Below are 12,536 nucleotides of genomic sequence, written 5' to 3'. Positions count from 1 at the left end.
AAAAGTTATTTTAATCAAAATAAAACGTCAAAGTGATTGAAATGAAGCTATCAAGTGAATAGATTAAATTGCCAAATTATGGAGCAGTTTAAGGTTAAGAATGTTTCCAAAATCTAAACATGGATGAAATGATTTAAAGAGGTGACTTAACACACCCAATGGAAAAACAATATTCCTATGAAGAAATCCGAAGGGCCAAGTTAGTTAGTACACCTAAAAAGAATAGTACCTTTAACTTCAATAGATTCCTCTTTTTCCGATATAAATATACCGTATATTGTAAAGCATTGAAAATTTTTACTAACTTTTTTTTGAAAACTATATAATAAAAATTTTTATCTTACTATCACTATTCACCTTTAGTTTTATCACTTTTTTTCAAATCAAAGAAAACTTCACCTAATGACCTTACTCCAATTCCTTCTTTATATTTAGGAATAAATGTAAAATCTTTTCCTTGGTACATATCTATCCACCATTTTAAATCTTCAAATCCAAAATAATGTCTAAAATAAACAGTGCTGGATAACCTTGGATTTATCTCAAACGGAATATAATTCCCCTGTTTATCTTTTCGAACTTGAACATTAATAGATCCTCTTAAATTTGTCACTTCAGCAATTTCGTCAGATAGTTGTTCAATCTTTTCGTCATTAACTAATTTCACATAACGACTAAGGCTCCCAAAACCTAAATATCTTTTAAAAGCAATACTATAGGTTTTCACACCATTCGAAAAAACACCTATGGTATATTCATTATCAGGATCACCAATAACTTCTTGAACAATTGCATCTTTGTATTTTTTCTTAAAATACTGTAAATCTATTTCATCGCTTACTATAAATATTCCTTTACTTCCAGATGTCTCTTTTAATTTTAAAATAAAAGGAAATCCAAATTCACCGTTATATTTCGTAAGCATATAAGTTTTTGGATAAATAAAGTTATTCTTTCTAAAAAACTCTATTGTTTTATACTTATCCATAAAGGTATTAATTATATTTGAATTGTTAATAAGAATATTTATATTATGATTATTAAATAAACCTTTCGCTTCATTAATTACTTTAATTTCTTGTTCTGAACTTGGAATGAGAAAATTAATTTTATATTTTAAACAGATATCCAACACAAAATTAAGATACTTGTCTTTCTCATAAGCTTTAGGTGCTACAAAAAAGTAATCTACATGATATTTTGCTGCTGGATATTCATTTATATCACATCCAATTAATAGTGAATGATAATTTATTTCCTTCAAACATCTTATTGCACTCATACCTATGTCTCCACCAATGCCAGTTACCAATATTTTTATCGGGTTATAATTCACTCTTATTACTCCTTTTTAAAACTTCAATTAAGTAATCTGGATCATTATTTTCATTTATTTCATATATTAATTCCTCTATATCATATTTTATTGATATAAACTCCAACTTTTTAGTAGAAGTATCTAGTAACACGTAACTTGGTAATTTTCCATCTCTAGGTTGACCAATAGATCCAGGATTCACAATCATTAAGTCATTTATTTTTTTATACATTCTATAGTGTGTATGCCCTTGAAAAATGTAATCATATTCCAAATGTTCATATCTGCTAAAATCAGAATCAGGATAACAGTATTCATTTAGATTATCCCACGGGGTTCCATGAACCATTTCAATTTTCAAGTCATCGATTATAAAACTGTACTCACTTTCAAGGTTTCTTAGAAAGTTTAGATTTTCTTCACTAATTGAAACTGCAAGTTTTTCTAGTGATTTCCCATACTTGCTCGAATAATGACTTTTCTTAAATTTTCCATCCATAATATTTAAAAACATTTTATCATGATTACCTAATATACATTTTAAGTTATCAATTTGTCTGAATATATCGATGATCTCATTTTGGTGGTAATAATAACCACAGATATCACCACAGAAGAGATATTGCTGAACGTTTTTACTCCTCATTGATTCTAACGCTTTTAAAAAAGAATATTTATTACCATGTATATCTGAAAAAATTGCTATTTTCATCGAATCACCTAATTCTCTGTATATTCACCAATTTTCTCAAATGACTTTTTGGCAAACCAATTGTTTATATATATTTTTTTTATAATTGTCGCAACATCCTTAGTATTCCTTAACCTTTTACATTTGTGTAACTCTCTAAAAGTTTCAACATCTTTAAATTGCTCATTAGTAACTCCACGAATGGTTTCCTGCATATCGGTATCCATAATACCAGGATCAAAAGATACAGCCTTTACCAAATAATCATCACTTTCTTTCGAAATTGTCTTTATTATTGAATGAATAGCTGATTTCGCAGCTGAATATAGTGACCATCCATACATAGGATTTTTCACAACACCTGAAGAAATATTAATAATTCTACGTTCTATATTTAAATGTTTCGTTCTTAAAAGAAATCGATTCATTAGAAGAATAGGAGCCATACAATTAATATTTAAATTTCTTTCTATGTCTTTTTCTTTTAACGAATCAAATCGATTAATTGGATTAATAGTACCCGCATTATTAATTAAAGTAATTGCACTACACGAATCTATGTCAACAGAAGTAATAATTTCATCCATAAGATTTTCAATTCTATCGTAATTATACAAGTCAAAACTATAAATATATGACTTAGAACCTTTTATTCTTAACAGTTCACTTGTGTTTATTAATTCCTCCTTATTCCTGCCTATTAGCGTTAAGACAGTTTGATCATCTGCTAATTCTACAGCTAAAGCTTTTCCTAATCCTTTACTCGCTCCTGTGATTATAATATGGTTCAATTCATCACACCCTCTAATAAGAATGATTCTAATTGTTTTAACCCTCAAATAAATTTTGCTATTGATATTTTTAAAAAAATAAATATTGCTAAATTGAATTCAATAGTTTTCCAGTTAATTTTTTCCGAGAAGGGTTTATCAATTCTGGCTAGTTTTCAGATCTGTTTATGCTAATCATTCATTTTTCAAATGAATCAATTACCTCCAAAAAAATAAAGAGAGGAATGTTTCCTCTCTTTATCCCATTGTTCCGTCATCACCTGTATCTTCAGTACCACCAGTACCAGTATCATTCCCGTTGTTGTTGTTAGGAAAGACGACAGGGCATTGTGGTGGAATTGTTGGTGCAGGGCATGGAGGGAATGGTAGTATATCCCTTGGTTGACAGAAATCAGCGACGATTTCAAGTGTGACATCAAAAGTTGATTGAATGCTTTGGCATAGACGAACGGTTACAGTGACATCAAGCTCATCAACCTCTGTTGTTGTTCCAGCATCACAAGTTGCTGTACAAACAAAGCAATCTAAATCAGTATACGTTACGTCAATGTCAGTGCCCTCTGGTGCACAAAGAATTACTTGCTCACAACGTGTGAATTCTGCAGTACCAACTTCTACAGTGTTTCCTCCAAGCTCTGGTACTAAGTTTACAGATATGGTTACTTCAAAGTTTTTGCGAATGTTCACCAATTGCAATGTCACTGTTTCTCCATCGACCATAAATTCTTGATCTTCTCGATCTAATACCACAATCGGGTCCATTTCAGTAGGAGCAACCGTACAACTAACGGTATCAAGATCAATATCGTCACATTCTAATTGATCACCAGTAACAGGATTAACTGGTAAATCTAAGTCATTCAAGCTTAGATCAAAGGTTGCTTCGTTAAGAATCCAGTCATATACCTTCTCTGTGTTAATACACAGAAGTTCCTGCCCCCCGGATAAATTATCTGCTTGCATCGTGCACACCTCCAAATAAGATTAATTTCATTTATAGCCTATGACAGCATGTAACAAAACGTTAATGAATTAGCGGAAATATCATGATATTTAGGAAATTGGGTGAATTTCCTACCTGTAATGGGATGCTAATTTTTAATAATCTCATTCACTATAACTATTACTTCGTGCATAAAAGGAACAACCTGTTTTCAAACTCTAAAAAATACGGTACATTTGTCACGAATTGAGGGTTCAGCAATAATATAGTATTGGGCTAAAAAAAGGAAAAAACGAATTTTTTGACTCTGAAACAGCTTGTAATTAAATCGAGATTAGGAAGAATGAGAAGGTTTGATTGAGCATTTAACTTCAGACACATAGTGATTTTAATGATTTAAATTTTGAATACAAAGGAGAAATGAAGGTATGGATGAGAAATATCAAGAAAATATAACGGGGTATGAAGATTGTGAACAAATATTTACCGAGCAAATCCAAACGATTAATGAAACAATCAATCAACTAAAGCAAGATGTAAATTTGATTAAAAGCGAATTAGCAAAAATGCGTGTTAGCGAACTACGTGAAAAGATGGATCTTGTCATTTATAAAACGGATGATCATTTAACAAAAGTAAAAAGTCAAATCGATTCACAGAAAGAAGAACTTTCACAGTTAAAAAAACACATAAATCCAAATGCCCCTACTAAAAAACAAACTCCGAGGCCATCAGAATACAGACAATTACAAAACATGCTGCAATCCTTCAATAATGTAGAACAATTTTCTCAATCCTCAAAAAATAGCATGACTACCAGAAAAACTTCTAGACCACCATTGCCGTTCAATCAAAACTCTAGACGGTGATTATATATCGCTGCTATGAGCAAGACACAATGCTTTTCAAAGTTCCCTATAAGGCTAAAACAATTATATTGACATTCTCACTTCAAAAGTTAAAGCTAATAAGCCTTTTCCACCGGAATTTGTGCTCCTAATGGAAGAACAGGTAAAATAAAATTTATATAGTTCCCCCCTGTTCTTCCCTTCAGTTATGATATGAACATTATCCGAATAACATTAAGTTCGATAGTATGATAAGTAAGGAAAAATTATGTTGCGTGCCTTTTTTATGTAGAACCATCGTAAAAGCCCAATCTTTTTTGACATAAATTTATTATAATGCACTATAAGAAGAAGGGAGCTGATGATTTTGAAGGGTAAAAACATGAAAAAGAAAGTAATTAATTCTAAATATATAAAGCATTCAGATAAACCGATAGAAATTAATTCTTCATCGATTAAAAGAAAAACAATAAAACGAAGTGGCGGCTGCTGTATGAAATCAGGTTAACCCTGGAAGATTCTGTTTCAATATAGAATACAAGAACGATTGGATGTTTAGAAATAAGACATTCAAAGATTGATTTGTTGAAGGTTACTCTATCAAAAAAATAAGACAAACTTGTCACTCAAACATCTATAGTAATATCAACAAGGGTAGGGATGAAATTATAACGTAATAAATGTCCGGGTTCCGATATTCACTAATCCCAAAAAAGAAGAGGCCCTCCAATTAAATTGAGAAATTACATTTACTGTAACATCACAATCACTATCGGTTAAAGACCCCGGACTATTTATTTATAATCGTGAATACCTATTAAAAATTGATTCCTTCTTTTCACTTACCGCAATTAATTTTAAACAGATTTTTTGTTAATTCACTAATTGTAATTCTACTACTCCCCCCTTCGATTTCATCTAGTTTACGGTAAAAATTCTGAATTTCTATTTCTGTTAATGAGAAGCGTCGTTTCCGTTTCTTTTTATCTTTTATTATGAATGCATTTTTATTTACCGGCAATTTTCTAGTTGATGGAGATGGCAAATGAATCTTGTTACTTAAATGCAGGATAGATTCATAGGAAAACTTTTCATTTAACCAGTCACAATAGTAAAACAAGCTTTTTTCATTACGATCCAAGTATTTCGGATTATAATCAATGTTCTTATTTATTATTCCTTTCAAAAAAGCATAAACTTCTTCTATATTTGTAGCCTTCATCCCTAGCTGATTCGGAATATTCACTTCATTTGAGTTAAAAGGTACATATGATATTAAAGGTTTGCCAAGTAAAAAAGCTTCAATACCTGATGTACACCCATTATGGATAATAACTTTAGCAGACATGAGCCACTTAATGATGTTCCCTTCGTGAATCACATGTATATTGTTAAAGCCTGAGAGAGCTTTACGATAAGATTCAAAGTTTTCCCCAGGGTGTGGCCTGATGATAATATTAGTATACGGAAATTTCTCACACGTTGCTTTAATCATTTCTAAAAAATTATAGTATAATTCTTTGATATGCTTGAAATGAATGTTATCCTTTTTTCCCTTTGCAGAATTATATTGAGAAAATCTTGTATTGATTAAAATAAACTCTCCATATTTGTTTGAAATCTGTTCAGCATCCTCTTTATATATGCTACTAAACTTTGGTTTCAAAAGATCAAGTCGTGGATTACCTACAATATGGCACTTTTCTTCATAATCCGGATTAGCTCCTACGATAATTTCTTTTTGATATGACCCCCAACAGTACTCCTGAGTTACGAACTGAAGCATATCTCTTCTCATTCTATCGCGAAGATATTTTTTTTTATCGTTGATAATTAATCCTTCTTCATCCAATTCAACGACTGTATGACCATGATTTTTGGCATTCGTTATAATCCTTTTTCTAAATCCATGCGGACCACCTTTCGAAAAGAAAATACCTTCTGGGTATTCTACTGAGGCTAATTCAACCATTATGTGATCACCTATGAAAACATTATAACCTTCTTTGGCAGCGTAGTATGATAATAATAACTTCGAATCCAAATCCCTAACTTTCACTTCTACGGGTAAATATAACCATCCTTTGTCATTTTTTACCATTGTACAACCCTTCCACAAATAAATATTTCATTTGTTCTTCAAATAAATTCTTTAAGGTAAGCATAAAACCCTAATCTAAGTTCTTTCCTTTAAAACATCTATAATTTCTTCAAAAAACACACGATTAGCCTCCATCATCGAATCAATACTTTGTGAAATTCCCTCTAGGTCGGATGATTTGACTTCTTCCCTATGATCGTGATCACGACGATTATCTAACTGCATGAACATATAAGTAAGTAACATATTAAGCGTGTTATTCTCTAAAAAAACGAAACTATTATTTTTATTTTCTCGATTTTCATTGTTTAACTGTTCAGTTTGCTCTTTCATATAACTACGAATCAATTGTTTTACCAGTAACTGCTGTTCTTCATTGTTTGGATCATAACTCATCCTCTTCATCCTCCTTGTTTATCGTGCCATTGATGCTAATTTGATTCAGAGCATTGATTCCCTCATTGATTTCATCTCCATACGTGAAGCCTAATATGCTCCCCGTGTATGAAGAATTCGGACGCCATTTCACTTGGAAATTAGAAAAGGATAATGTTTCAGAAGGCTCAAGTGTTAATTTATCATTTGGTTTCAACCAAAATTCTTGCTTATCCATGGGGTCATTTATTCGCTCCCACGCGTTAGTTAATCTAACTTTTTGCTTGGATTCTTTATATATATATTTACCTGAAAAATCAAAGGGAGAATCTGAAGATACCTTTATGCAAATATATGGATTTGTAAGTGGCTTTCCTCCTAAATTCTGAATGTGATAAGAACCGAGGCAAAAATTTTCACGTTCCTGTTCATGGAAAATATTTAATGAATAGGTGAAATAACTGATAACTTGAAAATCTTTCGGTCCTTTGATTTCCGTTATCAATTTTTTCATTTCTTTTAGATAAGAGGCATTCATTTCTTGCCAGTCTGCAATCTTCCTACGAACATCAGTCACTCGATGCATGAATTGTTCACCCCCAAAGAAAATAAAGAGAGGAGTATTCCCCTCTCTTTATCCCTATGCTGGAATCTTATCCGTTATCACCGTTTCCATTGTTAGGAAAGACGACTGGGCATTGTGGTGGAATGGTTGGCGCAGGGCATGGAGGAAATGGTAGTATATCTCTTGGTTGACAGAAATCAGCGACAAGCTCAAGTGTGACATCAAATGTTGATTGAATGCTTTGACATAGACGAACAGTAACGGTTACATCCAATTCGTCTACTTCTGTAGTTGTTCCAGCATCACAAGTTGCTGTACAAACAAAGCAGTCTAAATCGGTATATGTTACATCTATGTCAGTACCCTCTGGTGCACATAGAATCACCTGCTCACAACGTGTGAATTCCGCAGTACCAACTTCTACAGTGTTTCCTCCAAGCTCTGGTACTAAATCCACGGAAATGGTTACTTCAAAGTTTTTGCGAATGTTTACCAATTGCAGTGTCACGAGTGCCCCATCGACCACAAATTCCTGATCTTCACGATCTAAAACTACAATCGGGTCCATTTCAGTAGGAGCAACCGTACAACTAACGGTATCAAGATCAATATCGTCACATTCTAGCTGATCTCCAGTAACAGGATTCACTGGCAAATCCAAGTCATTCAAGCTTAAATCAAAGGTTGCTTCGTTAAGAATCCAATCATATACTTTCTCTGTGTTAATACACAGAAGTTCCTGCCCCCCGCTTAAATTATCTGCTTGCATCATGCAAACACCTCCAAAAAAGATTGATTTCAATTATAGCCTATGACAGTATGCTGCAAAAAGTTTTAATGAATTAGCGGAAATATCATGATATTTGGGAAGTTGGGTGAATATCATACTTACAATGGTATTCCGCGAATTGGAACAACAACCATGACGTTATTAACTACAAAGTAAATAGGATAGATTGGAAAACGGTTGTAATTCTCAAAATAATGGCACATTTGTCACGGATTGATGTTTCATCAATATTATATTAATGTGCTGTAAAAAGGGTGAATAGTGATGTACCGATATAGACTATACAACTCTGGTGACGTTGAAAAATTAAAAAGAGATTTGAAAGTTTACAAACAGGCGTTGGAATCAATAAATTCAGGTGAGGCATTTAAATATCTTGACACACAACGTGAGGTATATGATTTAAAACTAAAACTTTCTAAATTAAAAGGGGAAATGAACGTTATGGAAGAGAGTTATCAAGAGAAAATAGCAGGATATGAAAAGCAGGAACAAAAAGTTTCATGGCAAATCCAAAACATTACTGATTCATTAAATCAATTAAAGCAAGATATAAACTTAATTAAAGGTGACGTAGAAGAAATGCGCGTTAATGAACTACTTGAAAAGATGGATCTTGTCATTTATAAAACAGACAATCATTTAACAAAAGTAAATGATCAAGTCAATTCACAAAAAGAGGAATTTTCGCGGTTAAAAAATCACATGAAGCCAAAAGCTCCTAAAAAACCAACTCCAAGGCCATCAGAATATAGGCAATTACAAAACATGCTACAATCTTTCAATCATGTAAATCAAATTCCGAACCAAACGAAAAATAATATAACAAACAACAGTAAAAATTATCAACAACCAGTTTCTATGTCCATTAACCAAAATTCTCGTAAAACAAAATCTTTTGGTGATGGTCAAAATGCTGTCACGGTGAGTAATGGTAAAAAAACATTTCGCAGTTCCCAATATGAATTAAACAAAAATATCATTACCCGCACCTCCACATCCAAAAACAAAAAACGCATAAAAGATGATAATGATAACTATGAAGATAAAAACCCTTCAATAACTAGAAATGATGATAACCCAACTCTTTCCCAGGATAATTATATAGAAGAAAAAGTAGAAAATCATACGCATGCAGAAAATCTACATGAAACGAATATAGAGCAAAACAATACAAAAGAAACAAACCACTTGTCCTCTGATAACTATACTGCTCCACACACACCAGATGAAGAAGTATCAACTAAAATAAATACAGCCTATGAAGGAATCAATTCTACAAAAGATACGACAGACGAAAATTTCGAATCAATAAAAAGCGATACAGAAGAAAGTACAGCATCGATAGAAAAGCAAAACGATAATAATGGCCAGCAAGATGATCAGAATAACCAATCAAGTATAAAAAAAGAATTCGCTTCATTCTTTAACATCTTCAGGAAGGGTTAACATGAGTAACAAGAAGATAGTTATCCCTCAAATCATCTACAATCAAATGGTGGAAAATGGCAGGTCGAATCTCCCTTATGAGACATGTGGTTTGTTATCAGGAATTGATGATTATGTACAGTCAATATGGCATTTAGAAAATGAAGTAAAGTCCGTTAGCCGTTTTTTTGTAAAAAAAGAAACGGTCGAAGAAACTATGCGAAAAATAAATCAACTGGAAGAACAGGTATTAGCTATTTATCACACTCACCCTACTACAGCTCCTGTTCCTTCCAGTTATGATATTTTTAATCACCCAGATGAAAAAGTGAGCATGTTGATTATTTCTTATAAAACGAATCCACCGATTACTAAATGGTATAACATTCAGGGCTCTAAGTATGTTGAGCATCTTTTTTTTATAGAATCATGCTAATAAATTTATCAATTCTTAGTATGTTGTTATTAAACATTATAACGATTAGAGATGAAAACTTACATCCATCACGATTTTTGCTCCCTTTCTTTTAAATATTTACTGCTATTTGAAGCCTTATAGGAGTGAGAACTTTAAATAATATCTTATTTATGTAATCCATTCATGGACTTGAATAAAGTTCCAACCACTACATTTTTCCATAAACAGACACATAATTTTGCAAACTACTTATAATACAGTGAAAACCTTTTTAATTTAATAAATATTACAGAAAGGTGAGGAATTGTGATAATTTTTAATAAAGAAGTAAATAAAGAGAATTCGGCTTGTTTTTTGCATATACCAAAAACTGGTGGAAAAACATTATGGAACTTATTATCAAAACAACAAGACGACATTTTCGTATGGCATAATAGGTTTTTCAAAGAACTTCAGAAGCCAATTTCATTTTTCACGATGCTAAGAGACCCAGTTGATCGGGTAATATCCTATTATTATTATTTAAGGAGATATGAACGCTCCTCCTTATACTACAAAGTAAAAGACATGAGCCTTCAAGAATTTGTTGACTATGTTCAAAATGAAGAAATAGAGAATAAACCATATAAAAAAAAAGATATGAGGAATATTCGTTATAGAAATGTCAATCTTGCTACTCGATATATATCTGGTGGTGATCCTGAAGATTTGGAAAAAGCTAAAAAGAATATAAATAACCACTTTTCTTTTGTAGGCTTCACGGATATGTATGTTGAATCTTTGTTTTTTTTGAAAAAAATTTTCGACTGGGAATTTTCATCCATACCTAAGAAGAATCAAACAAAAAATAGACCTAAATTAGATGAAATTCCTAAAGAAATAATTAAATCAATTGAACATGTTAATCAACATGATATTGAATTATATAAATGGGCTAAAAAGAATTTTATAAAAAAGATTGAATCCATAGACACAGATACAGAAAGAGAATTAAACGAATGGATTAATCAGTTTAAAAATTAACATCTTTGATTAGGGAATGTTTTAAATACACTGATATGAACGCAAGTACCCCTCACAATATTTAAATTGGACACCCTTAAATAAAAAGTCTTTTTTTGATTTATCTGTAAACAGGAATCTATTATTATCTATCTTTCCTTCTTCTTAGCTTGCCTACATTTCCTCAATCCCCCGAATGATTGTCAAGTACTTTCCTTGACTGTCAATCGGAGGATTGACATCCTGATAATAGCTTAGAAGAGTGGTTATCTCCTTTTTCATCTTATAACAATGGGAATCCCGTGTTCAGGATTAGACACAAAGTAACTTAAATATTTCCAGATGGTATAAAGAGCATAATTTGAAAGATCACCAAATGTACTACTGGATTAACTAGTTTAATGAGACGAAAGCGCTTCAAATCAAAAGTTTACTTCAAATGATACACAATGGGTAACACTACAAGTTGCAAATGAAAATGAATCTAATGAACATAGAAATATTGTTGTCCATTTGGGAGATAATTCGATAGAAGTACAGAAAGGTGCAGATACTAATTTACTAACGGATATATTACTTGCATTAAAGAATCAATGATAAGTGATACTATGTTTGAAAGTGTTTACCTTGCACATGGCAGTACAGATTTTTGTAAGTCTATTGATTTCTCCATGTTTATTCATATTCTGTAATCGGAAACGAGACAAGTTGAAAATCCTTCAGTGGGAACATAACGGGTTTGGTTACATTACCGAAGGTTGGAACGTGGTACGCGTTTCACTGGCCAACATAAAAAGACACTGCCCCTTTACATATCAGTAGTCATCGCCAACTTCGTTGGTTATACTGATGCATGTATTAATGTAGTTTCTGGATCTTCGTGTCCGAGAAATGCCGAAAGTAATAGTAATGGCATACCATTTCTATACAAATGCATTGCTCTTCTTCTTCTGAACATATGTGGATAGACTTTACATGGAATTTCTGAACTTTTTTCACGTACTTGTTTTGCATATTTTCTTATAAATTTAGCAACATTATCATCTGACATCTTCCTCTTTTCAACATGATGTATTACATAGAATAAATAATCGATTGGGTTATAGTTGCTATGAAATTCACGTTCATATATATGGTAAATAGCCATAGTTTTTTGCATGGGTGAAAATGCTGTAACTGCTAATCTAAAATAGACAGTTCTTGCTAGATAAAATTGAACACTTATTAACCAATTTCCTTCGGAAAAGTATATGATAGATTTTATGA

At 31.9% G+C, this 12,536-nt stretch carries 15 protein-coding genes; 6 read left to right on the top strand and 9 right to left on the bottom strand.

Annotated elements, in window-relative coordinates; genetic code table 11:
• Positions 1–349: 349 nt before the first annotated feature.
• From JOC48_RS20800 to JOC48_RS20785, 4 genes are all read right to left on the bottom strand, one after another.
• Positions 350–1,336: an ATP-grasp domain-containing protein gene (locus JOC48_RS20800; protein ID WP_204502324.1), complete on the bottom strand. Its 987-nt coding sequence runs from the start codon at positions 1,334–1,336 to the stop codon at positions 350–352.
• The gene (locus tag JOC48_RS20795; RefSeq protein ID WP_204502323.1) at positions 1,326–2,030 is read right to left on the bottom strand and encodes a metallophosphoesterase family protein; all 705 of its coding nucleotides are present in this window, start codon (positions 2,028–2,030) and stop codon (positions 1,326–1,328) included. The genes JOC48_RS20800 and JOC48_RS20795 overlap by 11 nt, the downstream gene beginning before the upstream one ends.
• A gap of 8 nt (positions 2,031–2,038) precedes the next feature.
• Positions 2,039–2,800 carry an SDR family NAD(P)-dependent oxidoreductase gene (locus JOC48_RS20790; protein ID WP_204502322.1) on the bottom strand — a complete coding sequence of 254 codons (762 nt, stop codon included), beginning with the start codon at positions 2,798–2,800 and terminating at the stop codon, positions 2,039–2,041.
• A 237-nt stretch (positions 2,801–3,037) separates the two neighbouring features.
• Complete coding sequence (locus JOC48_RS20785) at positions 3,038–3,763, bottom strand: BMQ_0737 family morphogenetic spore coat protein (RefSeq protein WP_204502321.1); 726 nt, start codon at positions 3,761–3,763, stop codon at positions 3,038–3,040.
• A 408-nt stretch (positions 3,764–4,171) separates the two neighbouring features.
• On the opposite strand from JOC48_RS20785, the gene JOC48_RS20780 reads away from it, so the two are divergent.
• On the top strand, positions 4,172–4,612 hold the full coding sequence (locus JOC48_RS20780) for a hypothetical protein (protein WP_204502320.1): 441 nt from the start codon (positions 4,172–4,174) through the stop codon (positions 4,610–4,612).
• Between the two features lie 361 nt (positions 4,613–4,973).
• Positions 4,974–5,099: a hypothetical protein gene (locus tag JOC48_RS21640; RefSeq protein WP_275580789.1), complete on the top strand. Its 126-nt coding sequence runs from the start codon at positions 4,974–4,976 to the stop codon at positions 5,097–5,099.
• A 330-nt stretch (positions 5,100–5,429) separates the two neighbouring features.
• Here the strand turns inward: JOC48_RS21640 and JOC48_RS20775 are convergent, their stop codons facing one another.
• From JOC48_RS20775 to JOC48_RS20760, 4 genes are all read right to left on the bottom strand, one after another.
• Entirely contained in the window at positions 5,430–6,692 is a 1,263-nt protein-coding gene (locus tag JOC48_RS20775) for a surface carbohydrate biosynthesis protein (protein ID WP_204502319.1), read from the bottom strand.
• A 75-nt stretch (positions 6,693–6,767) separates the two neighbouring features.
• Complete coding sequence (locus JOC48_RS20770; RefSeq protein ID WP_204502318.1) at positions 6,768–7,088, bottom strand: hypothetical protein; 321 nt, start codon at positions 7,086–7,088, stop codon at positions 6,768–6,770.
• Complete coding sequence (locus JOC48_RS20765; protein WP_204502317.1) at positions 7,078–7,653, bottom strand: hypothetical protein; 576 nt, start codon at positions 7,651–7,653, stop codon at positions 7,078–7,080. Before JOC48_RS20765 ends, JOC48_RS20770 begins: the two co-directional genes overlap by 11 nt.
• A gap of 67 nt (positions 7,654–7,720) precedes the next feature.
• Positions 7,721–8,404 carry a BMQ_0737 family morphogenetic spore coat protein gene (locus JOC48_RS20760; RefSeq protein ID WP_338024361.1) on the bottom strand — a complete coding sequence of 228 codons (684 nt, stop codon included), beginning with the start codon at positions 8,402–8,404 and terminating at the stop codon, positions 7,721–7,723.
• Between the two features lie 282 nt (positions 8,405–8,686).
• Here JOC48_RS20760 and JOC48_RS20755 point away from each other — a divergent pair, with 282 nt between their 5' ends.
• The 4 genes from JOC48_RS20755 (at position 8,687) to tnpB (ending at position 12,092) form a co-directional block, all read left to right on the top strand.
• Positions 8,687–9,871: a hypothetical protein gene (locus JOC48_RS20755; protein ID WP_204502316.1), complete on the top strand. Its 1,185-nt coding sequence runs from the start codon at positions 8,687–8,689 to the stop codon at positions 9,869–9,871.
• 1 nt (position 9,872) lies between these two features.
• A complete protein-coding gene (locus JOC48_RS20750; RefSeq protein WP_204502315.1) occupies positions 9,873–10,286 on the top strand; it encodes a M67 family metallopeptidase in 414 nt (137 codons plus the stop codon).
• 288 nt (positions 10,287–10,574) lie between these two features.
• On the top strand, positions 10,575–11,291 hold the full coding sequence (locus JOC48_RS20745; RefSeq protein WP_204502314.1) for a sulfotransferase family 2 domain-containing protein: 717 nt from the start codon (positions 10,575–10,577) through the stop codon (positions 11,289–11,291).
• A gap of 612 nt (positions 11,292–11,903) precedes the next feature.
• The gene (gene tnpB, locus JOC48_RS21820) at positions 11,904–12,092 is read left to right on the top strand and encodes an IS66 family insertion sequence element accessory protein TnpB (protein ID WP_204502313.1); all 189 of its coding nucleotides are present in this window, start codon (positions 11,904–11,906) and stop codon (positions 12,090–12,092) included.
• Positions 12,093–12,111: 19 nt separating this feature from the next.
• On the opposite strand, the gene JOC48_RS20735 is transcribed toward tnpB, so the two are convergent.
• Positions 12,112–12,536 (bottom strand): tyrosine-type recombinase/integrase (locus JOC48_RS20735; protein ID WP_204502312.1); only part of this gene is annotated, 425 nt, incomplete at its 5' end.

The organism is Aquibacillus albus, assembly GCF_016908325.1.
Lineage (GTDB): Bacteria > Bacillota > Bacilli > Bacillales > Amphibacillaceae > Aquibacillus_A > Aquibacillus_A albus.
The sequence above is the reverse complement of the archived record's forward strand: the minus strand, read 5'-3'. Positions and strand labels throughout refer to the sequence as shown.